Annotated in this window: 20 protein-coding genes and 2 tRNA genes; 9 read left to right on the top strand and 13 right to left on the bottom strand. The window is 68.8% G+C overall.

Annotated features, from left to right (window positions below):
- Nucleotides 1–152 precede the first annotated feature (152 nt).
- Nucleotides 153–2,390 (top strand): MMPL family transporter, encoded by a 2,238-nt coding sequence (locus ACFYXF_RS11130; RefSeq protein ID WP_389349247.1) that lies wholly within the window; start codon nucleotides 153–155, stop codon nucleotides 2,388–2,390.
- 48 nt (nucleotides 2,391–2,438) lie between these two features.
- Here ACFYXF_RS11130 and ACFYXF_RS11125 read toward each other — a convergent pair whose 3' ends face one another.
- Nucleotides 2,439–3,044 (bottom strand): GtrA family protein, encoded by a 606-nt coding sequence (locus ACFYXF_RS11125; RefSeq protein ID WP_389349246.1) that lies wholly within the window; start codon nucleotides 3,042–3,044, stop codon nucleotides 2,439–2,441.
- Between the two features lie 228 nt (nucleotides 3,045–3,272).
- A tRNA-Ala gene (locus tag ACFYXF_RS11120) sits at nucleotides 3,273–3,345 on the bottom strand.
- Nucleotides 3,346–3,527: 182 nt separating this feature from the next.
- Between ACFYXF_RS11120 and ACFYXF_RS11115 the strand changes: the two genes are divergently transcribed.
- Together ACFYXF_RS11115 and ACFYXF_RS11110 are read left to right on the top strand one after the other, a co-directional pair.
- The gene (locus tag ACFYXF_RS11115) at nucleotides 3,528–4,076 is read left to right on the top strand and encodes a DNA-binding protein (RefSeq protein ID WP_235476814.1); all 549 of its coding nucleotides are present in this window, start codon (nucleotides 3,528–3,530) and stop codon (nucleotides 4,074–4,076) included.
- 222 nt (nucleotides 4,077–4,298) lie between these two features.
- Nucleotides 4,299–6,188: a serine/threonine-protein kinase gene (locus ACFYXF_RS11110; RefSeq protein ID WP_389349245.1), complete on the top strand. Its 1,890-nt coding sequence runs from the start codon at nucleotides 4,299–4,301 to the stop codon at nucleotides 6,186–6,188.
- A gap of 9 nt (nucleotides 6,189–6,197) precedes the next feature.
- Here ACFYXF_RS11110 and ACFYXF_RS11105 read toward each other — a convergent pair whose 3' ends face one another.
- Nucleotides 6,198–7,589: a hypothetical protein gene (locus tag ACFYXF_RS11105; protein ID WP_389349244.1), complete on the bottom strand. Its 1,392-nt coding sequence runs from the start codon at nucleotides 7,587–7,589 to the stop codon at nucleotides 6,198–6,200.
- A 190-nt stretch (nucleotides 7,590–7,779) separates the two neighbouring features.
- Nucleotides 7,780–7,908, bottom strand: coding sequence for a DLW-39 family protein (locus ACFYXF_RS11100; protein ID WP_003999697.1), 129 nt, complete (start codon nucleotides 7,906–7,908; stop codon nucleotides 7,780–7,782).
- Nucleotides 7,909–8,226: 318 nt separating this feature from the next.
- On the opposite strand from ACFYXF_RS11100, the gene ACFYXF_RS11095 reads away from it, so the two are divergent.
- Nucleotides 8,227–8,526, top strand: a complete 300-nt coding sequence (locus tag ACFYXF_RS11095) for a DUF6344 domain-containing protein (RefSeq protein WP_389349243.1) — start codon at nucleotides 8,227–8,229, stop codon at nucleotides 8,524–8,526.
- Between the two features lie 132 nt (nucleotides 8,527–8,658).
- Here the strand turns inward: ACFYXF_RS11095 and ACFYXF_RS11090 are convergent.
- The 9 genes from ACFYXF_RS11090 to dnaA form a co-directional block, all read right to left on the bottom strand.
- A tRNA-Ile gene (locus ACFYXF_RS11090) sits at nucleotides 8,659–8,732 on the bottom strand.
- Nucleotides 8,733–8,887: 155 nt separating this feature from the next.
- Nucleotides 8,888–9,793, bottom strand: coding sequence for a DUF3566 domain-containing protein (locus ACFYXF_RS11085; protein ID WP_389349242.1), 906 nt, complete (start codon nucleotides 9,791–9,793; stop codon nucleotides 8,888–8,890).
- A gap of 18 nt (nucleotides 9,794–9,811) precedes the next feature.
- Nucleotides 9,812–12,406: a DNA gyrase subunit A gene (gene gyrA / locus ACFYXF_RS11080; protein WP_389349241.1), complete on the bottom strand. Its 2,595-nt coding sequence runs from the start codon at nucleotides 12,404–12,406 to the stop codon at nucleotides 9,812–9,814.
- A 42-nt stretch (nucleotides 12,407–12,448) separates the two neighbouring features.
- Nucleotides 12,449–14,521, bottom strand: a complete 2,073-nt coding sequence (gene gyrB, locus ACFYXF_RS11075; RefSeq protein ID WP_389349240.1) for a DNA topoisomerase (ATP-hydrolyzing) subunit B — start codon at nucleotides 14,519–14,521, stop codon at nucleotides 12,449–12,451.
- A gap of 373 nt (nucleotides 14,522–14,894) precedes the next feature.
- Nucleotides 14,895–15,455: a DUF721 domain-containing protein gene (locus ACFYXF_RS11070; RefSeq protein ID WP_389349239.1), complete on the bottom strand. Its 561-nt coding sequence runs from the start codon at nucleotides 15,453–15,455 to the stop codon at nucleotides 14,895–14,897.
- A complete protein-coding gene (gene recF, locus ACFYXF_RS11065) occupies nucleotides 15,452–16,573 on the bottom strand; it encodes a DNA replication/repair protein RecF (protein ID WP_389349238.1) in 1,122 nt (373 codons plus the stop codon). Before recF ends, ACFYXF_RS11070 begins: the two co-directional genes overlap by 4 nt.
- 52 nt (nucleotides 16,574–16,625) lie before the next feature.
- Entirely contained in the window at nucleotides 16,626–17,501 is an 876-nt protein-coding gene (gene gnd, locus ACFYXF_RS11060) for a phosphogluconate dehydrogenase (NAD(+)-dependent, decarboxylating) (protein ID WP_389349237.1), read from the bottom strand.
- Nucleotides 17,502–17,665: 164 nt separating this feature from the next.
- Nucleotides 17,666–18,796: a DNA polymerase III subunit beta gene (gene dnaN, locus ACFYXF_RS11055; RefSeq protein WP_105970234.1), complete on the bottom strand. Its 1,131-nt coding sequence runs from the start codon at nucleotides 18,794–18,796 to the stop codon at nucleotides 17,666–17,668.
- 881 nt (nucleotides 18,797–19,677) lie between these two features.
- Nucleotides 19,678–21,567, bottom strand: a complete 1,890-nt coding sequence (gene dnaA, locus ACFYXF_RS11050) for a chromosomal replication initiator protein DnaA (RefSeq protein WP_389349236.1) — start codon at nucleotides 21,565–21,567, stop codon at nucleotides 19,678–19,680.
- A gap of 387 nt (nucleotides 21,568–21,954) precedes the next feature.
- Here dnaA and rpmH point away from each other — a divergent pair, with 387 nt between their 5' ends.
- The 5 genes from rpmH to ACFYXF_RS11025 are packed head-to-tail and all read left to right on the top strand — an operon-like array spanning nucleotide 21,955 to nucleotide 24,656.
- Complete coding sequence (rpmH, locus tag ACFYXF_RS11045) at nucleotides 21,955–22,092, top strand: 50S ribosomal protein L34 (protein ID WP_006381191.1); 138 nt, start codon at nucleotides 21,955–21,957, stop codon at nucleotides 22,090–22,092.
- Nucleotides 22,093–22,113: 21 nt separating this feature from the next.
- Nucleotides 22,114–22,485, top strand: coding sequence for a ribonuclease P protein component (rnpA, locus tag ACFYXF_RS11040; RefSeq protein WP_235476823.1), 372 nt, complete (start codon nucleotides 22,114–22,116; stop codon nucleotides 22,483–22,485).
- Nucleotides 22,482–22,835, top strand: coding sequence for a membrane protein insertion efficiency factor YidD (gene yidD / locus ACFYXF_RS11035; protein ID WP_105970238.1), 354 nt, complete (start codon nucleotides 22,482–22,484; stop codon nucleotides 22,833–22,835). The genes rnpA and yidD overlap by 4 nt, the downstream gene beginning before the upstream one ends.
- 3 nt (nucleotides 22,836–22,838) lie before the next feature.
- Nucleotides 22,839–24,125: a membrane protein insertase YidC gene (yidC, locus tag ACFYXF_RS11030; protein ID WP_389349235.1), complete on the top strand. Its 1,287-nt coding sequence runs from the start codon at nucleotides 22,839–22,841 to the stop codon at nucleotides 24,123–24,125.
- 15 nt (nucleotides 24,126–24,140) lie between these two features.
- Entirely contained in the window at nucleotides 24,141–24,656 is a 516-nt protein-coding gene (locus ACFYXF_RS11025) for a protein jag (RefSeq protein WP_369029137.1), read from the top strand.
- Nucleotides 24,657–24,784 lie beyond the last annotated feature (128 nt).

The raw sequence follows: 24,784 nt of genomic DNA, 5'->3' as shown, positions 1-24,784 counted from the left end.
GTTTCACGTGAAACATCACCCTTCGCTGTTTCACGTGAAACATCGTCGGAGGCGTTCTCCGGGCGAGATCTTCTCGACGGGCGGACGGCGCACGGTCGCTCCATACTCGGAGAGCTTGGGGGCATCCGAGGGCAGAGCAGAGATCTCCGTCCATGGCTACCTTCCTGTTTCGACTGGGCCGTCTGGCCTTCCGGCGGCGCTGGTACGTCGTCCTGCTGTGGGTGGCCGTCCTGGCCGCCGTCGGTTTCGGCGCAGCCAAGGCGCCCGGGGCTCCTGAGACCGAGTTCTCCACTCCCGGGGTCGAGTCCCAGCGGGCGTTCGACTTGATGGAAGAGCGTTTCCCGGGCGCGCAGGCCAACGGCGCGGTCGCCCGGGTGGTGTTCGTCGCACCGGACGGCCAGAAGGTCACCGCGTCCGACGAACGGGCGGCGATCGACCGGCTGGTGGACGAGGTGTCGGGCGGACCGCAGGTCGCCGGTGTGGTGAACCCCTTCCAGGCCGCCAACGCGGTGAGCGAGAGCGGAACGACGGCGTTCGCGACGGTCACCTACACGGTGCAGGCGGACGAACTCACCGACGCCAGCAAGGACACGCTGAAGGCCGCGGTGGAGCGGGCCAGGGACACCGGTCTGACCGTCGAGGTCGGCGGTACGGCACTGGCGAGCCAGCCGTCGGCGGGCGGGGCGGGCGAGATCATCGGTATCGCCATCGCCGCCGTGGTCCTGATGGTGACGTTCGCGTCGCTGGCGGCGGCCGGACTGCCGCTGCTGACGGCGGTTGTCGGTGTCGGGGTCTCCATGGCCTCGATCACGGCTCTGGCGAGCACCTTCGGGCTGTCGTCGACGACCGGCACCCTGGCGACGATGCTCGGTCTGGCCTGTGGCATCGACTACGCGGTGTTCGTCGTCTTCCGGTACCGCGAGGAGCGTGCCAACGGGCATACGACGGAGGAGGCGGCCGGTCTGGCGGTGGGTACCGCGGGTTCGGCGGTCGTCTTCGCGGGGCTGACCGTCGTCATCGCGCTGGCCGGGCTCTCGGTGGTCGGTATCCCGATGCTGACCAAGATGGGGCTGGCGGCGGCAGGGGCGGTCGTCGTCGCCGTGCTGATCTCCCTGACGCTGGTGCCGGCGCTGCTGGGTTTCTGGCCGCGTGCGGTGTTGTCACGGCCGTACAAGAAGACCGGGCGGCGTATCCAGGGCGTCGTGGGCAACATGGGCAGCCGCTGGGCCAATTTCGTGCTGCGGCATCCGGTGCCCGTGCTGCTGGCCACGGTGGCGGGGCTGGTCGTGCTGGCGTTGCCGGTGCTGGGCTTGCAGCTGGGGCAGACCGGGGACGAGGCGAAGTCCACGGCGACCACGGAGCGGCGCGCCTACGACGACCTGGCCGAGGGGTTCGGACCGGGTTTCAACGGGCCGCTGACGGTCGTGGTCGACGCGCGGAACGCCGCTGATCCGAAGGCCGCGGTGGCGACGATCGAGCAGCGGATCGGGGCGACGGACGGGGTGGTGTCGGTGGCCGCCCCGCGGTTCAACGCGGCGGGTGACACGGCGATGTTCTCCGCGGTTCCGGCGAACGCGCCCACCAGTGAGAAGACCGTGGACCTCGTCCACACCATCCGCGACGAACGGTCGGCGATCGAGTCGGCGGCGCCGGGAGCGACCTTCGACGTGACCGGGACGACGGCGCTGAACATCGACGTGGCCCAGAAGGTGCAGGGTTCGCTGGTCCCGTATCTGATCGTCGTGGTGGGTCTGGCGATCGTGCTTCTGCTGCTGGTGTTCCGGTCGATCGTCATCCCGGTGAAGGCCGCGGTGGGCTTCCTGCTGTCGGTGCTGGCCGCGCTGGGGTGTGTCGTCGCGGTCTTCCAGTGGGGCTGGGGCGCCTCGCTGCTGGGTGTGGAGACCACGGGTCCGATCATGAGCCTGATGCCGATCTTCCTGGTCGGCATCGTCTTCGGCCTCGCCATGGACTACGAGGTCTTCCTGGTCTCGCGCATCCGGGAGGCGTACGTCCACGGGGACAGTTCCGGCGCCTCGATCTCCACCGGCTTCCGGTACAGCGCGCGGGTGGTCGTGGCCGCCGCGCTCATCATGATCGCGGTGTTCTCCGGCTTCATCACCGCCGGTGAGTCGATGATCAAGATGATCGGCTTCGGTCTGGCCATCGCCGTCCTGTTCGACGCGTTCGTCGTCCGGCTGGCCTTCGTACCGGCCGTTCTGGCTCTGGTCGGCGACCGGGTCAGCTGGCTTCCCGGGTGGCTGGACCGGCTGTTGCCGCATGTGGACGTGGAGGGCGAGAAGCTTGCCAAGGAGCATCCGCCGGCGCGTGCGGCGGAGGCGGGCGGTACGGACACCGACGACAGCGCCGACTCGACGTCGACGCTGGTGTGACGGTGTGAGGCCCGTTCCCGGTGCCGTCGGCGGCCCGTGTCCTCGTCGTCAGGAGACGGCCAGTCGCGGGCTCGTCCTCGGGCTGCCGATACCCCTCGTGGCCGGGGCACGGAGGATGGTGCGGCGGACTGTCGAGGGCACCGGGATCACCGAAGCCACCGGAACCACCGGCTTCGCGAGGGTCACCGGGACCACCTGGACCGTGCCCTTGCTCCGGCCGGCGGCGAAGACGAACAGCCGGAGGACCAGGAAGCGGCCTATGCCGGCGAGGCCGGAGGCGCTGAGGTAGACGATCTGCTCGGTCAGCATGCCGGGCGACGACTGGACCAGGTGCAGGACGAACATCGCGACGCAGGTGACGACGTAGGCGGCGGTGGCCGAGCCCGCCGACTGCCAGTGCTGTCGCCAACCGGCGCGCTTGCCGGACCCGAAGGTGAAGCGGGCGTGGAGTTCGGTGCACAGGACGGTCGAGGCGACCGTGATCAGCGCGTTGGCCAGCGCCCAGGGCATCGCCACCGCGAGCAGCGCGACGGCGCCGCTGGAGAGGAGGCCGACGCCACCGCCGCACAGGACGAACCGGGCGAAGGAGGCGAGCGGTCCGGGAGCAGCAGCGGCGCCGGTCGTGCTGGGCTTCGACGAGAGCTGCGACTTCACGGCGGTTTCCTTCCGGCGGGCTGGCTGTGGACCTCTGTGGATCACGGGGATCAACTGGGTTCAACGATGCCGTCGCGCGCTCATGGAAACGATGACGTGTACTCCCGAACCGGGGGTGTAGCTGGCCCCACCATCGGGGGCCGGGAGGCACTACCGGGGCAGGCGGGGGCTGGCTGCGAAAAATGCCCCCTGAACTGCGTTTCCGCAGTTCAGGGGGCATTTCTGATGTGGAGCCTAGGGGAGTCGAACCCCTGACATCTGCCATGCAAAGACAGCGCTCTACCAACTGAGCTAAGGCCCCGAGGGAAAGGCGTCCGCCCAGAACAACCAAGTACTGGTGGGTGCCGTCGACAAGAGTACCGGGTCATCCCCGGTATCCCGCAAAAGGATTGGGGGTCCCCGTGGACGACCACTCTCCGTAAGATGCTCGACGTGGTTCGCTACAGCGAACCGCGGTATTTGGGGAAGCGATGGGGAGACGCAATGGATGCCGCACAGCAGGAAGCCACCGCAAGAGCGCGGGAGCTTCAGCGGAACTGGTACGGGGAGCCGCTGGGGGCGCTCTTCCGTAAGCTCATCGACGATCTTGGTCTCAACCAGGCTCGTCTCGCGGGGGTACTGGGGCTGTCCGCGCCGATGCTGTCACAGCTGATGAGCGGCCAGCGGGCCAAGATCGGCAATCCGGCAGTGGTGCAGCGGGTGCAGTTGCTGCAGGATCTGGCCGGTCAGGTCGCGGACGGCAGCGTCAGCGCGGCCGAGGCGACCGAGCGGATGGACGAGATCAAGAAGTCGCAGGGGGGTTCGGTGCTCAGCAACACCACGCAGTCGACGACGAGTTCGGGGGCGCCCACGGTCAAGCGGGTGGTCCGCGAGATCCAGTCGCTGCTGCGCTCGGTGGCGGCCGCCGGGGACATCATCGAGGCTGCGGACACTCTCGCCCCGACCCACCCGGAACTGGCAGAGTTCCTCCGGGTGTACGGCGCGGGTCGCACCTCGGACGCCGTGACGCACTACCAGTCCCACCAGAACTGAGCCGTCGGCCCGGCCGCCGACCGGGGGTTCGGCGGCCGGGCTCCGGCTCAGGAGCAGCGGGGACGGGGCAGGTGCACGGGAGACGGGCGGGAAAACAGGTACGGAGACAGGTTCTGGGCGAGCGGGGTGACAGCGGGCTCCGGAGCGGGGTAGGAGGAGCCGTACCAACCGCCGGTCCGGAGCCGACCGAGCGGGGATCCGAAGGGGGATCGACGCAGAGCCATGGGTGAGGTCTTCGCCGGCCGGTACGAACTGGCCGACCCGATCGGGCGTGGGGGAGTCGGCGCCGTCTGGCGTGCCTGGGACCACCGCCGCCGCCGGTATGTCGCCGCCAAGGTGCTCCAGCAGAGCGACGCCCACTCGCTGCTGCGCTTCGTCCGTGAACAGGCGCTGCGGATCGACCACCCGCATGTGCTCGCCCCGGCCAGTTGGGCGGCGGACGACGACAAGGTCCTGTTCACCATGGACCTGGTCGCCGGCGGCTCGCTCGTCCATCTGATCGCGGACTACGGCCCGTTGCCGCCCGCGTTCGTCTGCACCCTTCTCGACCAGCTCCTCTCGGGCCTCGCCGCCGTGCACGCGGAAGGCGTCGTGCACCGCGACATCAAGCCCGCCAACGTGCTGCTCGAAGCGACCGGTACGGGCCGCCCGCGGCTGCGTCTGTCCGACTTCGGCATCGCGATGCGGCTGGGCGAGCCGCGCCTGACGGAGACCGACTACGTGGTGGGCACGCCGGGTTACTTCGCTCCGGAGCAAATGCTGGGCGCGGACCCGGACTTCCCTTCCGATCTGTTCGCCGTGGGCCTGGTCGCGCTCTATCTCCTGGAGGGCGCCAAGCCGGACTCCAAGGCCCTCATCGAGTACTTCGCGGAGCACGGCACGCCCAGTGCCCCGCAGGGCATACCGGAGCCGCTCTGGCAGGTCGTGGCCACGCTGTTGCAGCCGGACCCCCAGGCGCGGTTCCGCACCGCCACGGGCGCGCGCAAGGCCCTCGGCCAGGCCGCCGAGCTCCTGCCCGAGCCCGGCCCCGACGACGAGTTGATCGAGATCTTCGACCAACTCGGGCCTCTCCCAAGGGGTTTCGCCCCGGCCGGTCCCCTCAAACCGTCCCCCGGCGTGACCATGAACGGCGCGCGCACCGGCGGGGCTACAGGCGCCGGCACGGCGGGCGGTCCGGCCACAGGCACCGGACACGGCGAGTACGGCGGCCCGGACTCGAACAGCACGCACACCGGCCCGGGAGCAGCCCGCCCGTACGACCCGTACCGCGAACCGAACCCGGACGGCACACCCACCGGCCCGGCGACGGGCGGCACACACACGGGACCGGGCCCCGGGCCGACGCGGAGTCCGTTGCCCGGCCCGATGCCGGATCCCGTCTCCCCACCCTCCGGACCAGGCGCGGGTGCCATCCCCTCCCGGCCGGTCGAGGCCCCCTCACCCACCGGTTCCGGGACCGAGCAGCCCTGGCCGTCCTCCGGCGCCGCCCCCATCTGGCCGGGCAACGACTCCGTACGACCGCCCCAGCCGCCGAGCCCTGAGCAGCCCCACCCCGCTCAGCGCAACGGCATCCCGCCCCACCCGGACACCACACCACCACGCCCCACGCACCCACCGTCCACGGCGCCTTCCCTCCCCTCGCCCACGGACCCGAACGCAGCCCAGGCCGTCGCCCCCGTCCCCCCGCAGCCGCCGTCAGCGGCCCCGCCCCGGCCGTCCTCCATGTCGGACACGGGCAGCTTCCATCTGCCCCCTCCCCAGCTGACCGCCCCCGCCACTCCCCCCACGGCCGCCAAGCACGTATCCGCACCCTTCGAAACGACGCACGCGCCCTCCCCCCATCCGCACCCGCACGGAACCACCACCCAGACGCAGGCTCCGACCGCGACGGCGACCCCCACTCCGACGCTGCGTCACCCGGACGCGTACGCCCCCACCTCTTCGTACGTCGCTCAGGTCCCGCAGGTTCCCGCGTCCGCGCAGGCGGTTCCGCAGCGCCGCGGCCGACGTCGCCAGCGTCGTCCCGGGCCGTCCGCGAAGGTGGCGATACCGGTGCTGGTCCTCGCCCTGACCTGCTACGCGGTCGGTTTCTGGGCTCTGTTCCGCATCTGAACCACGCGACTACGCGCGCGCGGACCGCCGTCGGGCGACCACCGTCCACAGCCCGAGCCCCAGCATCAGCAGGCTCCCCGCGCCGATACCGCTCACCGCGACCACCCGCATGGCGGCGTCATCGGTCCCGTCGCTCCCGGCGGCGCTCTCGTCGGCTCCGGTACCGCCCGCGACCCCGCCGGACGTCCATCCCCCGGCCGCCTCCCGCTCCTCCTCCGTGACCGCGAAGGTGTCCCGGGGCACGGACTGCCCCAGATACGCGGGCGCGTCCTGCGCCGTGCCGCTCACCTGGATCCGCAGCGTCAGCCCGTACGGTCCCGCGCCGAATCGTTCCGTCATCTGCTCGGCGAGGTGGATGACGAGGTAGTAGGAGCCGGCGAAGCGCATCCCCTGGATCCGGTCGCCGACGCCGAAGCGGTTGGCGTACTCGACGGGTGGCAGCGGGTCGAGGGCGGCGGAGGTCTGGCTGCCGTTGTAGCCGAGGCCCTCGTCGTCGACGTACCCGCGCGCGGGGTTGTAGAGCGACATGACGAGCGCGTTGCCGAGGAACCTGCTTCCGCCGCTGGAACTGCCCAGTTCGGCGACGGCGTGGAGTTGCTGCCCCCAGTCGACCGGCACCCGGTAGAACAGCGTCCGGCCGGGCGTGATGTCGTCCTGCAAGACGCCCTGCCCCACCGCGGTGGCCGTGGCGAATCCGGCGCCCCCCGCGCGCGGGACGGCGTCTCCGGTGAGGGGATCGGGCGAGGCGGAGTCCCAGGACCCGGGGGACTCGGGCGCGACCGTCGCCGCCTGGTTGACGAGGCCCGGCTCCGACACGTACGTCAGCTCCAGGTCCCAGTCGTCCGAGGACGAGCCCGCCGAGTCGATGCGGTCGACGACGACGTAGTACGTACCGGCGTCCTGGCAGCCCGTCGTCGTGCCGTCGGTCTCGCGCGAGGCCCAGGCGGCGACCGGATGCGGGCTGCGGGAGGCCCCGAAGCGGGTGCTGTCGTAGGAGCAGGAGCGGGCGTCGGCGTCCTGCACGGCCACCTTGACGCCGTCGGAGGAGGACACCGTCGTGCCCTGGCGGGGGACAGCGGTGGCGGAGACGTACGCGTTCGACGTGGCGTCGAGTGCGAGGCGGTAGTAGAGCCTGCCGTTGACCGGGAGGGTGCTCCGGTAGGTGGAGCCGGGCTCCAGCCGGACGGCGTCCGTGGTGCTCGCGGCCCCTTCGACGACCTGGGCGTCCTCGGCGAAGTCATAGGCGTACGCGTCCTGCGCGGCGGCCGCCTCCGAGCCGGCCCCGGGGCCCGCGCCCACTCCCGCCAGCGCGCACAGCACCGCCGCCACGACCGCGCCCCGCACCGTGCGCCGCCCCATCACGCGCCACCCCTCGTCCCACTCGCCGCCCGAACCGCCCACCGGCCCAGCTCCGTCCGGGCACCGTTTCTGCCCGGACCGTCGCTCATCCTGCCCCGCCGTCCGCCCCGTCACCGCACGATTCGCACGACCGCCCGAAACGACTGCCCCTTATGCGTCGTGATTTGCCCCAGCAACACAAAACCCCGACCGCGTCGGCGGCCGGGGTCTGCTCACAGACTGCTGTCGATACTCAGGAACCCGTGGGCACGGAGTCGGTCGCCTCCGTCCACAGATCCTGCTCGGCGCGATCCGCCTGGATCTGGCGGTACACGAGGAGCCCGCCGATGGCGGCCAGTGCGACCAGGAGAAGCTTCTTCACCGTGCGACCTCGTCTTTCCTTGACGTAGGGGACCTTCTGGCGCCCGACTATACCCTCCGGCCGAGACCGATCAGTTACCTACGCCGGCCACCAACTCCCGCCCTGCACACCACAGTAGAAGTGGACGGCACCGCTCCGATCGGAAGGTGATCACACCTCCACGCACGGTGACCATTTGCGGCCATTACCCCCCTTACGCCCATCCGGGTGGTGTTCATCAGAAGATCGACGCGCCACGGCCGTAGGTCCGCCACTTCCCGGCCGCCATACACATCATGAGGAAAGTACGCAAATCGCCCGACCCGAAAGTGAGGGGCCATGGCCCAGAACAAGGTCATGAAGCTGTGGACCGCCGTCGTCACCGCCTTCCTGGCGCTGTGCACGACGCTCGGCCTGATCACGACGACCGCCACCACGGCGGTAGCCGACAGCCGTCCGGCGCGCAACTGCACGACAGCCGCCTGGGACTGGTCCTATGCCCGCTCCCTGCCCCCCACGATGAAACAGCGCATCGGAGCCGAGGCCCACGGCTCCTCACCGAGCTGCCGCCACCACGCGCCCTCCGACACGGAAGCGGAGCCGGACGCCGAACCGGACGATCCCTCTGCGATCCAGTGATCCCCCTGTTGTGACCCCCCTCCCCATGTAGCGGCGAACTTGCGTACAAAGCCACACGGAGAAGCACCAGAACAGCACCACCAGGACAAACGAAAGACCCCCAACCATCACTGGCTGGGGGTCTTTTCGCTGTGGGGCTAACAGGATTTGAACCTGTGGCCTCATCCTTATCAGGGATGCGCTCTAACCAACTGAGCTATAGCCCCGCCGCGCTCTGCGGTGTATGTCCCGCGCGCTGACCTCTGAAGATTAGCGCACGACGTGGCCAGTCCCAAAATCGATAGCCGGGCGACGTTTGAGGCCTCTCCTCACCGGCGCGAGACCCGCACGTCACCCGGACTTCACATACCTGCTCGACTGCTCACTCGTCCTCGGCGAGCGTCAGCTCGATGCCGCCGACGAAGCCCGCGGAGAGGTTGTAGATGAACGCGCCGAGGGTCGCCAGCGCCGTCGCGAGGACGACGTCGATGACCGCGATGACCGACGTGAACAGCACGACGTTCTGCAGCGACAGGAAGGACTGGAGGTCGAAGCCGTTCGACTCGTTCGAGCCGGTGGCCTCCGAGATCGTGCCGCCGACCGTCGAGAAGACGCCCATCGCGTCCATGACCATCCAGAGGACCACCGCCGCCACGATCGTGCAGATGCCCAGCGCGATCGACAGCAGGAAGCTGACCTTCATCACCGACCACGGGTCGGCCTTGGACACGCGCAGCCGCGCCTTGCGTGTACGGGGCAGGGTGCGCGCGCCCGTACGGGGACGCCGTACGGCTCCTGCCGGACTCGCCCCCGGAGGCTGGACCTGGACCGGGGGGACCGCCGGAGCGGCCGGCGGGTAGGCCTGCGGCGGGTGGTAGGGCCCCGCGGGCTGCTGCGGCTGGCGCTCACCAGGCAACGGCGAGGCCTGCTGCGGCGGCGCCGTGGCGCGCTGCGCGGCCGGCTCCGCCACCGGCAGGGCACCCGCGGCGCCCTGGGCGGCAGGGCCCGCGCCGGCCCCGTACTGCTGGGTCTGCGGACCTCTGGCGTCCGTCACAGTTCCCCCCTGGGATCCATGGGATCCATGTGTGTCGGGCGAGCGTGAACCGGTCTTGTGCGGCTTGATGGCCTGCAGGTTGGTCGTGTGCGGATCTGTCGCACTCTGTGCGTCCCTCGCACCCTGCGCCTCGGTCGCACGCGCGGCGGAGCCACGACCGCCGCCGTCATTGTCCGTACCGGTCGAGGGACCGGACGAACTGCCGGACGAACCGGCGCCCGTGGCTCCGCTCACGATGACTCACTCCTCGCGCTACTCCGACGAGGACTGATCGCCCTCGTCCGTGCCGGTGGTCGCGGCACCCTCGGCCGACTCGTCGACGGCGTCCTCGCCGTCGACCTCCTCTGCCTCGCGTCCCGCCTCGGCGTTTCGTGCGATGCCGACTACGGCATCGCGCTTGCCCAGGTTGATCAGTTGGACGCCCATGGTGTCACGGCCCGTCTCCCTGACCTCATTGACTCGCGTACGAATCACACCGCCCGACAGCGTGATGGCGAGGATCTCGTCGGTCTCCTCGACCACCAGCGCGCCGACCAGCGAACCGCGGTCCTCGACGATCTTGGCGGCCTTGATACCGAGGCCGCCGCGACCCTGGACGCGGTACTCGTCGACGTTGGTCCGCTTCGCGTACCCGCCGTCTGTGGCAGTGAACACGAACGTACCGGGTCGAACAACATTCATCGAGAGCAGCTGGTCTCCCTCACGGAAGCTCATGCCCTTGACACCCGAGGTGGCGCGGCCCATCGGACGCAGTGCGTCGTCCGTCGCCGTGAACCTGATCGACTGTGCCTTCCTGCTGATCAGAAGTAGATCATCTTCGGAAGAGACGAGTTCGGCTCCGATCAGTTCGTCGTCAGAACCGTCCTCCGTCTCACGGAGGTTGATCGCGATGACACCACCGGAACGCGGCGAATCGTAATCCTTCAGAGGCGTCTTCTTGACCAGACCACCCTTGGTGGCCAGGACCAGGTAGGGCGCCGCCTCGTAGTCGCGGATCGCGAGGATCTCCGCGATCGCCTCGTCCGGCTGGAAGGCCAGCAGGTTGGCGACGTGCTGTCCACGCGCGTCACGTCCGGCGTCCGGCAGTTCGTACGCCTTCGCGCGGTAGACACGGCCCTTGTTGGTGAAGAACAGCAGCCAATGGTGGGTCGTCGACACGAAGAAGTGGTCGACGATGTCGTCTTCCTTGAGCTTCGTACCGCGTACGCCCTTGCCGCCGCGCTTCTGCGAGCGGTAGTCCTCGGTCTTGGTGCGCTTGACGTAGCCACCGCGCGAGATCGTGACGACGATGTCCTCTTCGGCGATCAGGTCCTCGATGGACATGTCACCGTCGAACGGCACCAGCTTGGAACGCCGGTCGTCGCCGAACTTCTCGACGATCGCGGCGAGTTCCTCGCTGATGATGCCGCGCTGCCGCACGGGCGAGGCCAGGATCGCGTTGTACTCGCGGATCTTCGCCTGCAGTTCGTCGTGCTCGGCGACGATCTTCTGGCGCTCCAGAGCCGCCAGCCGGCGCAGCTGCATCTCCAGGATGGCGTTGGCCTGGATCTCGTCGATCTCCAGAAGGCCCATCAGGCCCTCACGCGCGATCTCCACGGTGTCACTGCGCCGGATCAGCGCGATGACCTCGTCGATGGCGTCCAGGGCCTTCAGAAGGCCACGCAGGATGTGCGCGCGCTCCTCGGCCTTGCGCAGCCTGAAGCGCGTACGCCGGACGATGACCTCGATCTGGTGCGTCACCCAGTGCCGGATGAACGCGTCCAGGGACAGGGTCCGCGGTACGCCGTCCACCAGCGCCAGCATGTTCGCGCCGAAGTTCGTCTGCAGGTCGGTGTGCTTGTACAGGTTGTTCAGCACGACCTTGGCGACCGCGTCCCGCTTCAGGACGATGACCAGGCGCTGACCCGTACGGGACGACGTCTCGTCGCGGACGTCCGCGATGCCGCCGATCTTGCCGTCCTTCACCAGGTCGGCGATCTTCTGCGCGAGGTTGTCCGGGTTGACCTGGTAGGGGAGTTCGGTGACCACCAGGCACTGGCGGTTCTGGATCTCCTCGACGTCGACGACCGCGCGCATCGTGATCGAGCCACGGCCCGTGCGGTACGCCTCCTCGATGCCCTTCCGGCCCACCACGAGGGCACCGCTGGGGAAATCGGGGCCCTTGATGCGCTCGATCAGGGCATCGAGCAGCTCCTCGTGGGAGGCCTCGGGGTTCTCCAGGTACCACTGGGCGCCGGCCGCGACCTCGCGGAGGTTGTGCGGCGGGATGTTCGTCGCCATACCGACCGCGATGCCCGCCGAGCCGTTGATCAGCAGGTTCGGGAAGCGGGCCGGCAGAACCGTCGGCTCCTGGTTGCGGCCGTCGTAGTTGTCCGTGAAGTCGACGGTCTCCTCGTCGATGTCACGGACCATCTCCATGGACAGCGGCTTCAGCTTGCACTCGGTGTACCGCATGGCGGCGGCCGGGTCGTTGCCGGGAGAGCCGAAGTTGCCGTTGGAGTCCACCAGCGGCATCCGCATCGACCACGGCTGTGCGAGGCGGACCAGCGCGTCGTAGATCGAGGAGTCGCCGTGCGGGTGGTAGGTGCCCATGACGTCACCGACGACACGGGCGCACTTGTAGAAGCCCTTCTCGGGCCGGTAGCCGCCGTCGTACATGGCGTACAGGACGCGGCGGTGGACGGGCTTGAGGCCGTCCCTTACGTCGGGCAGCGCGCGCGACACGATGACGGACATCGCGTAGTCGAGATACGAGCGCTGCATCTCGGTCTCGAGCCCGACGGGCTCGACGCGCAGGGTGATCTCGCCGCCTTCTTCAGGCGTGCCAGGGGTGATTTCGTCGGCCATTGCTGGTGAAGATCCTTTCCGGTGCGGTCAGCTGAGACCGACTCAGATGTCGAGGAAGCGGACGTCCTTGGCGTTGCGCTGGATGAACGCGCGGCGTGCCTCGACGTCCTCGCCCATCAGGACCGAGAACAGGTCGTCGGCCTGCGCGGCGTCGTCGAGCGTGACCTGGCCGAGGACCCGGTGCTCCTGGTCCATCGTCGTGATGCGCAGTTCCTCGGCGTTCATCTCGCCGAGACCCTTGAAGCGCTGGATCGAGTCCTCGCGGACCCGCTTGCCGGCCTGCCGGCCCAGCTCGATCAGGGCGTCGCGCTCACGGTCCGAGTACGCGTACTCGAAGTCGTCCCGGCCCCACTTGATCTTGTACAGCGGCGGACGCGACAGGAACACGTGTCCGGCCTCGACCAGCGGCCGCATGAAGCGGAACAGGAAGGTCAGCAGCAGGGTGTTGATGTGCTGGCCGTCGACGTCGGCGTCCGCCATCAGGATGATCTTGTGATAGCGCAGCCGCGCGATGTCGAAGTCCTCGTGGACCCCGGTGCCGAAGGCCGAGATCAGCGCCTGGATCTCCTGGTTCTGCAGGATCTTGTCGATCCGCGCCTTCTCGACGTTCAGGATCTTGCCGCGGATCGGGAGGATCGCCTGGTACTCGGGGTTACGGCCGGACTTGGCCGAGCCGCCGGCGGAGTCACCCTCGACGATGAAGATCTCGCACTTGGTGGGGTCGTTCGACTGGCAGTCGGACAGCTTGCCCGGCAGCGACGCCGTCTCCAGCAGACCCTTGCGACGGGTGAGGTCACGGGCCTTGCGGGCCGCCACGCGCGCGGTGGCCGCCTGGATGCCCTTGCGGATGATGTCCGACGCCTCGACGGGGTTGCGGTCCAGCCAGTCGTTGAGGTGCTCGTAGACCGCCTTCTGGACGAAGGTCTTCGCCTCCGTGTTGCCCAGCTTGGTCTTCGTCTGACCCTCGAACTGCGGCTCGGCCAGCTTGACCGAGATGATCGCCGTCAGACCCTCGCGGATGTCGTCACCCGTGAGGTTGTCGTCCTTCTCGCGGAGCAGCTTCTTGTCGCGCGCGTACTTGTTGATCAGCGAGGTCAGCGCCGCCCGGAAACCCTCCTCGTGCGTACCGCCCTCGTGCGTGTGGATGATGTTGGCGAAGGAGTACACACCCTCGCTGTAACCGGTGTTCCACTGCATCGCGACCTCGAGGGACAGGCTCTTGTCCTTGTCCTCCGCCTCCAGGTCGATGATGGTCGCGTGGACCACGTCTCCCTTGCGGGAGTTGAGGTGCTTCACGAAGTCGACGATGCCGCCCTCGTAGTGGTACGAGACGGTCCTGACCTCGTCCTTCGCGTCGGCACCCGCCTCGTCCGCACCGGTCGTGGCCTTCGCCACCTCGCGCTCGTCAGCGAGGTTGATCGTCAACCCCTTGTTGAGGAACGCCATCTCCTGGAAGCGCCGCGACAGCGTCTCGAAGGAGTACTCGGTGGTCTCGAAGATGTCGCCGTCGGCCCAGAAGGTGACCGACGTGCCGTGCTCCTCCGTCGCCTCGTGCTGGGCCAGCGGAGCCGTCGGGACGCCCAGCTTGTAGTCCTGCGTCCAGCGGTAGCCGTCCGTCTTGACCTCGACGGCGACCCTGCTGGACAGGGCGTTCACGACGGAGACACCGACGCCGTGCAGACCGCCGGAGACCGCGTAGCCGCCGCCGCCGAACTTGCCGCCCGCGTGCAGCACGGTCAGCACGACCTCGACGGCCGGTTTGCCCTCGGACGGGACGATGCCCACCGGGATGCCACGGCCGTTGTCGATGACGCGTACTCCGCCGTCGGCGAGGATCGTCACGTCGATGGTGTCCGCGTGACCGGCCAGCGCCTCGTCGACGGAGTTGTCGACGACCTCCTGCACCAGGTGGTGCAGACCGCGCTCACCGGTCGAACCGATGTACATGCCGGGTCGCTTGCGGACCGCGTCCAGACCCTCGAGGACGGTGATGGCGTTGGCGTCGTACGCCGTCGGCGAGGCCTCGGCGGTTCCGGCCGTCGGGGCCTCGGTGGACGGGATGTTCTCGTTGGGGTTGCCGGAATCGGCCACGAAGCGCCCTTTCTGGCACAGCACAAGCCGGACTCCCGGCGAGTGGCCGGAGCGGCTGCGGCATGTTGCGTTGGTAAGCCTTGGTCAGCGGTGGGACACCATTTCCCGGTGATCCCCTCCAATGGGGCGGGATTAGCTTCCAGTCTACCGGTAGCGCCGACAGTGATGGGGGTTTGCCGGTACCTGAGTCCGCATGTGCCGCCCTCAACCGGTCTCTCCCGAGTCCCCATATGCGGAGCGGGGCTCCAAGAGGCTTGGAGAGGCACTCAGCGCTTCCGGGTGTCAACCCTTGGCTACCGGGGAGTCAGGTGGCGATTCGCAGAAGCGCGCACCACCGTCCGCACGCCCCCGACCTGCCCTCCATGTGACACACCTCACCCACAGGAAGTGCTCGGGCTCACCCGTAGGTGTCACCCGGACCCATGCTCCCGGGCGCCCGCAACGGGCCGAAACGACGGGCCGGACCATTGGGCCCGAGCACCTTGAGGAACCGCACCCGGCCGTGCCCGAGATCCTCGTTCAGGCGTGCGACCAGCTGCGGAGCGAGCAGCCGCAGGTTCGTCGCCCACGCCGTCGAGTCGCACCGCACGACCAGCACCCGCTCGTCCTCGTCGTACGACTCCGGTTCGCAGTGCTTGGCCAGGTCCGCACCGACGATCTCCGGCCAGCGCCCCATCACCCCGCCCACCGCGGCCGGCGCCTCCCACCCGCGCTCCGTCACCAGCCGGTTGATCGCCGCACCGAGCGCCATGGGGTCACGCCTGTCCCGCCCCGAGCCGGAGCGCAGGCCGCCCCCGCGCCGCGACTGCTTCTTCTGCTGCGCCGCGTCCCCACGCGCGCGTGCCGCCTCTTTCGCCGCCCGCAGCGCCACCCGCGCGAGATCCACCCCGGAGGGCTCGGGGGACGGCTTGGGGGCTTCCTCGGGGCTTCCCCCGGACAACGGCTCCTGGGCGCTCATGCGCGCTCCACCGCCCCGTCGGCCACCGCGTACCGCGTCCCCGCCAGCACATGCGGTACGTCGTCGTCGACCGCGGCCGTCACCAGGACCTGCTCGCCGGGCGCCACCAGCTCCGCCAGCCGCTCCCGGCGCCGGGTGTCCAGCTCCGCGAACACGTCGTCGAGCACCAGCACCGGCTCGTTCCCCTCGGCCCGCAGCAGGTCGTACGAGGCAAGGCGCAGGGCCAGCGCGTACGACCACGACTCACCGTGGGACGCGTACCCCTTGGCGGGCAGCGAGCCGAGCTTGAGATGCACGTCGTCCCGATGCGGCCCCACGAGAGTGACGCCCCGCTCGATCTCCTGCTTGCGGACCTCCGCCAGGGCCGCCATCAGCTGCTCGTACAGCTCCTCGCGCGCGTGGGCCTCACCCGGCGCCGACGGCTTGTACTCCAGGGCGATCGGACCGCCGCCGGGCGCCAGCTGCTCGTACGCCTTGTCGGCCAGCGGCTGGAGCGCGGCGATCAGGTCGAGCCGCTGGGCCAGCAACTCGGCCCCCACGCGCGCGAGATGCTGGTCCCACACGTCGAGCGTCGACAGGTCCATCGTGCGACCGCCGTGCCGCCGGGCCAGCGCCGCCGACTTCAGCAAGGTGTTGCGCTGCTTGAGGACCCGGTCGTAGTCGGAGCGCACACCCGCCATGCGCGGGGAGCGCGCGGTGATCAGCTCGTCGAGGAACCGCCGCCGCTCACCCGGGTCGCCCTTCACCAGCGCCAGATCCTCCGGCGCGAACAGCACAGTCCGTACGATCCCCAGCACGTCACGGGGTCTGACCTGCGACGACCTGTTGATGCGGGCGCGGTTCGCGCGGCCCGGGTTCAGCTCCAGCTCGACCAGCTGCTGCCGCTCGCCCTGTTTGACCTGCGCCCGGATGATCGCCCGGTCGGCGCCCATGCGGACCAGGGGCGCGTCCGAGGAGACCCGGTGGCTGCCCAGCGTGGCCAGATAGCCGACCGCCTCGACGAGGTTGGTCTTGCCCTGCCCATTGGGGCCCACGAACGCGGTGACGCCCGGATCGAGCGGGACCTCGACCCGGGCGTACGAGCGGAAGTCGGCCAGCGAAAGATGCGTGACGTGCATGGTCGTTCGCCGACCTCCCCCGAACTTGTGGACCGCTGAACGGCCCTGTGGATTACTTCGCCTCGACCGCGTGGCCGCCGAACTGGTTGCGCAGCGCCGTGATCATCTTCATCTGCGGGGAGTCGTCCTGCCGGGACGCGAACCGCGCGAACAGCGACGCGGTGATCGCGGGCAGCGGAACGGCGTGGTCGATCGCGGCCTCCACGGTCCAGCGGCCCTCCCCGGAGTCCGCCGCGAACCCGCGCAGCCTGTCCAGGTGCTCGTCCTCGTCGAGGGCGTTGACCGCCAGGTCCAGCAGCCACGAGCGGATCACGGTGCCCTCCTGCCAGGACCGGAAGACCTGCCGTACGTCCGTGACGGAGTCGACCTTCTCCAGCAGCTCCCAGCCCTCGGCGTAGGCCTGCATCATGGCGTACTCGATGCCGTTGTGGACCATCTTCGAGAAGTGACCGGCGCCCACCTTGCCCGCGTGGACCGCCCCGAAGTCGCCCTTGGGCTTGAGGGCGTCGAAGACCGGCTCGACCTTGGCGATGTGCTCGGCGTCGCCGCCGTACATCAGCGCATAGCCGTTCTCCAGGCCCCAGACGCCTCCGGAGACACCGCAGTCGACGAAGCCGATGCCCTTGGCCGCCAGCTCCTCGGCGTGCCTCTCGTCGTCCGTCCAGCGGGAGTTGCCGCCGTCCACGACGACGTCACCGGGATCGAGCAGCTCGGCCAGCTCGTCGACGGTGGACTGGGTCGGGGCGCCGGCCGGGACCATCACCCACACCACCCGCGGGGCGCTGAGCCCGTCCACAAGCTCCTTCAGGCTGTGGACATCGGCGACGTCCGGGTTGCGGTCGTATCCGACGACGGTGTGGCCTGCGCGGCGGATCCGCTCGCGCATGTTGCCGCCCATCTTGCCGAGGCCGACGAGACCGAGCTGCATCAGTTGTTCCTTAGGTTGCGACGTGGCATGAGGGCACTCCTGTTGCTCGTACCCATGTCCGAGCCTAAACCCGGACGCTCACGCACATCTGTGGGCATACGCGCTCAGACGTATGCCCACACCTGCGGCCTGCCTGTGGAAGGCGATCAGCTGCCCAAAAGACCTCAGCCGCTGAGACGCACCGGCATGATCAGGTACTTGTACGCCTCGTCCGCCTCGGCGTCCACGGCCGGCTTGCCACTGAGCAGCGCGGGCTTCGTGGACGTCGTGAAGGACAGCTGGGCGACCGGGGAGTCGATGGCGCTCAGGCCGTCCAGCAGGAACGTCGGGTTGAAGGCGATCGAGACGTCGTCGCCCTCCAGCTGCGCGTCGACCCTTTCCACAGCCTGTGCGTCGTCGCTGGAACCGGCCTCCAGGATGAGCACGCCCTGCTCGAAGCTCAGCCGCACCGGGGTGTTCCGCTCGGCCACCAGGGCCACACGCTTGACGGCCTCCACGAAGGGGGCGGTCTCGATCACGGCGATGGAGTTGAACTCCGTCGGGAACAGCGAGCGGTACTTCGGGAGGTCGCCCTCCAGCAGCCGCGTCGTCGTACGACGACCCGCGCCCTCGAAGCCGATGAGGCCCTCGCCCGCACCCGAGCCGGACAGCGCCAGAATCACGCTGTCGCCGCTCGTAAGGGCCTTGGCGGTGTCCAGGAGCGTCTTGGCGGGCACCAGGGCCACCGCGGACGCCTCCGGGTCCTCCGGCTTCCACAGGAACTCACGGACCGCGAAGCGGTAGCGGTCGGTGGACGCCAGCGTCACCCGGTCGCCCTCGATCTCGATGCGCACACCGGTGAGGACGGGCAGCGTGTCGTCACGGCCGGCCGCGATGGCCACCTGGGCGGCGGCGGACGCGAAGACCTCACCGGGCACCGTGCCGGTCGCGGTCGGCATCTGCGGCAGCGCCGGGTACTCCTCCACAGGCAGTGTGTGGAGGGTGAAGCGGGAGGAGCCGCACACCACCGTCGCCCGTACACCGTCCATGGAGATCTCCACCGGGCGGTTGGGCAGGGCGCGGCAGATGTCGGCGAGCAGGCGGCCGGACACCAGGACCGTGCCCTCCTCCTCGACCTCGGCCTCGACCGAGACCCGCGCGGAGACCTCGTAGTCGAAGCTCGACAGGCTCAGCTGGCCTTCCTCGGCCTTCAGCAGCAGCCCGGCGAGGACAGGGGCCGGCGGACGGGCCGGGAGGCTGCGCGCCGCCCAGGCAACTGCCTCCGCGAGTACGTCGCGTTCCACCCGGATCTTCACTGTTGCCGCCTCCTGCTGTTGCCGGCGCTTCTCGGCCTGCCTGGCTTCGTCGTCTGTCTCGGTGTCGTCGGTCCCCGTGCTGGGAAGGACACCGGGGAACAGTCTGACGCACGGCACTGACAGTAGGTGCCCGTCGGGGTCAAGTCGTGACGAGGGGCAGCCGGGCTCCCGACAGCGAGTTGTGCACAGGACCCCCTTCGAAACGGATTCCCAGCTCTCTCTAGTTGTCAGTAGTAGTAGGGGCTGTGGATACCGTGGATAACCCCGTTTTCGCAGCTCAGGCGGGAGATTTTGTCCACTGACCCTGTGGGTGGAGGCGGTGGATAACCCGGCCTCTCTGTGGAGAACAGAAAGTTCTGCACACCCCATGCACAGCCGGGGGTCACTTCTCCCCAGCGCCGTCCCCAGCTTTACCCATCTTTCCCACAGCCCAACCCGGCACCTTCGTGTGACGCCTTTCACTCGACACGGTGAGGAGGCGCGTCGTGTTGCCGAACAGTGGACAGAGGTGTGGAGAAGCCGGTGATCGCTGGGGACAACCGGCCGCAGCCTGTGGGCCGCCGGTGGACAACTCCGTGCACAGCCTGTGGATCATTTCTTCGTCCACAGCCTGTGGAGATCTTTTGTCCACCAATCCACAACCACCTGACCTGGTCTGATGGTCTATCACCAGCCTTGCCTGTGGACACAGTCTGGACAACTTCCCGGTCCCCAGGGTGTGGATGCGAGAAAGTCACCAAATCTGTGGAGGGTGGCCGTAACGCGGCCCGCATTCGAACAGTGGGTTGCGGCCCGGCAACGGCCGCCGGGTGCCGGAAACGCCGAAGGACGCCCTCGGGAACTCGTCCCGGGGCGCCCTCGGTGGTCCGACTGCCCTGCTGTCAGCCGTTCTTGATGCGGTTGGTCAGCTCGGTGACCTGGTTGTAGATGGAGCGGCGCTCGGCCATCAGCGCGCGGATCTTGCGGTCGGCGTGCATGACCGTCGTGTGGTCGCGGCCGCCGAACTGCGCGCCGATCTTCGGCAGGGACAGGTCCGTGAGTTCGCGGCACAGGTACATGGCGATCTGGCGGGCCGTGACCAGCTGGCGGCCGCGTGAGCTGCCGCAGAGGTCCTCGACCGTGAGGCCGAAGTAGTCGGCGGTCGCCGCCATGATGGCCGGCGCGGTGATCTCGGGGGTCGAGTCCTCGCCGCCGGGGATCAGGTCCTTGAGGACGATCTCGGTGAGGCCGAGGTCCACCGGCTGCCGGTTGAGCGACGCGAACGCCGTCACCCGGATCAGCGCCCCCTCCAGCTCGCGGATGTTGCGCGAGATGCGGGAGGCGATGAACTCCAGTACCTCCGGCGGGGCGTTGAGCTGCTCCTGGACCGCCTTCTTGCGGAGGATCGCGATGCGAGTCTCCAGTTCGGGCGGCTGGACGTCGGTGATCAGTCCCCACTCGAAACGGTTCCGCAGCCGGTCCTCCAGAGTCACCAGCTGTTTGGGCGGCCGGTCGCTGGAGAGCACGATCTGCTTGTTCGCGTTGTGGAGCGTATTGAAGGTGTGGAAGAACTCCTCCTGCGTCGACTCCTTGTCCGCGAGGAACTGGATGTCGTCGACGAGCAGGATGTCCATCTCGCGGTAGCGCTTGCGGAAGCTGTCGCCCTTGCCGTCGCGGATGGAGTTGATGAACTCGTTGGTGAACTCCTCCGAGCTGACGTACCGCACGCGCGTGCCGGGGTAGAGGCTCCGCGCGTAGTGCCCGATCGCGTGCAGCAGGTGGGTCTTGCCGAGTCCCGACTCCCCATAGATGAAGAGCGGGTTGTACGCCTTCGCGGGTGCTTCGGCGACGGCGACGGCGGCCGCGTGGGCGAAACGGTTCGACGCCCCGATGACGAAGGTGTCGAACAGGTATTTGGGGTTGAGGCGTGCGGTGGGCTCGCCGGGTGCCGGTGTCTGCCTCGAAGCGGACGAGCCGGGGCCGCCTCCACCGGGGCGCATGGAGCCGCCGGGCCCTCCGGGGCCGCTCCGGTGTGCGTGGCCGCCGCCCGACGGCGACTCCGGGAGGTCGCGGCGGTTGTCCCGCTGCTCGTACTCCGAGCGCTGCTGTTCGTAGTCGTTGCGCTGTTGGCCGTACTCGGACTGCTGCTGCTCGTATTCGGACCGCTGTTGTTCGTACGGGGAGCGGTCGCGCGGCGGCTGGGGGCGGTAGTCCGAGGAAGGGGAGGCGTAGGGGTCGCGCTCCGGGAAGCCGAGCCGGGGCTGCTGCCAGCCGTAGTCGTCCTGGGAGGTCCGCGGCCAGGCGCCGGGTTCGGGGCGCTGGTACTCGGACGGGTAGGCGGGGCGGGCGGTGGGGAGCTGGTCCCCGTGGGAGGGCTGCTGGTCGTCGCGCGTCTGGGAGTGGTTGTCGGCGCGGTGGCGGCCGTATCCCTGGTACGGGTCGCGGGACGGCGGCAGCTCGGGCTCGTCGTAGCGCGACTGCGGCGGGGCGGGGGGCGCGGGCGGGGAGGGCTCGCCGACGGAGTCGTCCACGGTGATCGCGATACGGATCGGCCGGCCGCACTCGCGGCTGAGGGTCTCGCTGACGATCGGCGCGAGGCGGCCTTCGAGCACGCCTTTCGCAAATTCGTTCGGTACGGCGAGCAGTGCGGTGTCCGCGACCAGGGCCAGCGGCTGGCAGCGCCTGATCCAGCGCTCGTCCTTCACCTCGACGCCCTGTCCGCGGCCCTCACCGAGGAGATGTTCCAGCACTCGTGGCCACACTGCGGCAAGATCGGCAGGTACGTCAGCCACAGGGCACGCTCTCTCACGGGTCCCACGAACGTGTGGTTCTGGGACGTATCGGGATGTACATCGGGTGGGACGGGCGAATGGGAGTCCGGCCAAGGTAGTCAGGGCGACGGGTGCGGTTCAAGTTGTTGTCCCCAGGCTGTGGATAGTGTCTCGCCCAGGGTGCTGGTTTGACCGGATGGCGTAGCCCCGCGTACCGTAACCAGGTCGAGTTGTCGATGGCTGCTGCCGCCTGCCTCCGATGGGCATAGATCACCAACAGGTGCTCCCACCAGGGCACCTTCCAGTGATCGGGAGCGGTGCACTCGGGCGTAAGCGAGCTACTCGTGGGCGCACGGTGACAGCCAAGACGGCACCCCGGTACCTACCGATTCTTTCTGGAGCCCCCGAGTGAGCAAGCGCACCTTCCAGCCGAACAACCGTCGCCGCGCGAAGACCCATGGCTTCCGCCTGCGGATGCGTACCCGTGCCGGTCGCGCGATTCTCGCGAACCGCCGTGGCAAGGGTCGCGCGAGCCTGTCCGCCTGATCCTGATCAGGTCATGACGTCGTGCTGCCTACCGAGCATCGGCTGAGGCGGCGCGAGGACTTCGCGACCGCGGTACGACGGGGTCGCCGGGCCGGCCGCCCGCTCCTCGTCGTCCATCTTCGTAGCGGTACCACAGACCCGCACGCGCCTGGGGAGAGCGCTCCCCCGACGCGTGCGGGTTTCGTCGTCAGCAAGGCAGTGGGCGGCGCGGTCGTCCGCAACAAGGTGAAGCGCAGGCTTCGCCACCTGATGCGGGACAGAGTCGCCGAGCTGCCCCCCGGTAGCCTGGTAGTCGTACGAGCGTTGCCCGGTGCGGGCGATGCCGACCATGCACAGCTGGCCCGAGACCTGGACGCCGCTCTGCAGCGGCTGCTGGGAGGGGGCGCGCGATGAAGTACCCGCTACTGGCTCTGATCAAGCTGTACCAGTGGACGATCAGTCCGCTGCTCGGGCCGGTCTGCAAGTACTACCCGTCGTGCTCCCACTACGGCCATACGGCCATCGACCGGCACGGCGCGGTCAAGGGAACGGCACTCACGGCTTGGCGCATCCTGCGGTGCAACCCGTGGTCGCTCGGCGGTGTGGACCATGTCCCGCCGCGCAAGCGTCCGCGGTGGCACGAAATGCTGCGCAACGCCTGGCATGCACGCAAGGGCGGGACCTCCGCCGCCGGCGCGGCCATCGAGGGGCAGAATCCTTCGAGTCCGGCCGCCGAGACCCCGTCCCATGTCCAAGGAGCATGATTAGTGGACACGATTGCCAGTATTTTCAGCTTCATCACGACACCCGTTTCCTGGGTCATCGTCCAGTTCCACAGCGTGTACGGCGCGATCTTCGGCGACGACACCGGGTGGGCCTGGGGCTTGTCCATCGTGTCCCTGGTGATCCTGATCCGCATCTGCCTGATCCCGCTCTTCGTGAAGCAGATCAAGGCGACCCGGGCCATGCAGACGCTGCAGCCCGAGATGAAGAAGATCCAGGAGCGCTACAAGAACGACAAGCAGCGCCAGTCCGAAGAGATGATGAAGCTGTACAAGGAGACGGGCACCAACCCGCTCTCCTCGTGCCTTCCCATCCTGGCGCAGTCCCCGTTCTTCTTCGCGCTGTACCACGTGCTCAACGGCATCGCGAACAACGACACCATCGGTGTCATCAACCAGAGCCTGTTGCAGAGTGCACAGAAGGCGCACATCTTCGGTGCACCGCTGGCTGCGAAGTTCACCGACAGCTCGGCGGACGTCACGGCGCTCGACGCTTCGCTGGCCACCGTCCGCATCGTTACCGCGATCATGATCGTCCTGATGTCGGCGTCGCAGTTCTACACGCAGCGCCAGCTGATGACGAAGAACGTCGACACCACGGTGAAGACGCCGTTCATGCAGCAGCAGAAGATGCTGATGTACGTCTTCCCGGTCATGTTCGCCGTCTTCGGCATCAACTTCCCGGTCGGTGTCCTCGTGTACTGGCTGACCACCAACCTGTGGACCATGGGCCAGCAGATGTACGTCATCCGCAACAACCCGACCCCGGGCAGCAAGGCGCAGGCCGCCTACCTGGAGCGCCTGCACAAGCACGTCACGCACCACGGCAAGACCCGTGGCCGCGGTGAGCGCGCCATCGTGAAGGCCATCGTCACCAAGGGCCGCGACCGCAACGAGTTCGAGCGCAAGTTCATCAACGGTCTGAACAAGGCGGGTCTGGCGGCCCAGGCCGACGGCACGGTGACGAAGGGCGTGAACCCGGAGGTCACCGAGACCGAGGACGGTACGCCCGCCACCGGCACGCCCAAGCGCCAGCAGCCCAAGCGCCAGAGCAAGTCCCAGCGTCAGTCGGGCGGCCCCAAGCCCGCGGGCGGTGCCGATCCGGACACCCCCACGACCTCGCTGAGCAAGTCCGACGAGCCCGAGGACGCCAAGCCGGCCGGAGGAGCCGCCAAGCAGGCCGCCTCCAAGCCCGGCGCCGGTACCCGCAGCAAGGCCCAGTCCGGACAGCGCAAGGGTCCGCAGCGCCCCAAGTCCCCGTCCAAGAAGTAAGAAGGAGTCCATCCCGTGACGGAAGGCACCACCACCTCCGCCGCAGCAGAGGGTGTCGACACCCTGTCCCGCCTGGAGCAGGAGGGCGAGATCGCGGCGGACTACCTTGAGGGTCTGCTGGACATCGCCGACCTCGACGGCGACATCGACATGGATGTCGAGGCCGACCGCGCCGCTGTCTCGATCATCAGCGACGCCGGCAGCCGCGACCTGCAGAAGCTGGTCGGCCGGGACGGCGAGGTGCTGGAGGCACTCCAGGAGCTCACGCGCCTGGCCGTGCACCGGGAGACCGGGGACCGCAGCCGCCTGATGCTCGACATCGCGGGCTACCGTGCCAAGAAGCGCGAGGAGCTGTCGGAGCTGGGCGCCAAGGCGGCGGCCGAGGTCAAGAGCTCCGGCGAGCCCGTCAAGATGAAGCCGATGACCCCGTTCGAGCGCAAGGTCGTGCACGACGCGGTCAAGGCCGCCGGCCTGCGCAGCGAGTCCGAGGGCGAGGAGCCCCAGCGCTTCGTCGTCGTCCTTCCCGCCTGATCGATACGTACGTCACTCCGGCCCCGTCTGTTGCGCAGACGGGGCCGAACTTTGTCAGCCTTGGTTCCCGGCAGCTGTTGGCCCCCTGTTCGTCCCCTTGTGGTCCTCGACAGCACCGGTCCCTGATA

This window comes from Streptomyces sp. NPDC002680, from assembly GCF_042889145.1.
GTDB classification, from domain to species: domain Bacteria; phylum Actinomycetota; class Actinomycetes; order Streptomycetales; family Streptomycetaceae; genus Streptomyces; species Streptomyces adonidis.
Note: the sequence above shows the minus strand (reverse complement) of the source record. Positions and strands in the feature narration are given on the sequence as shown.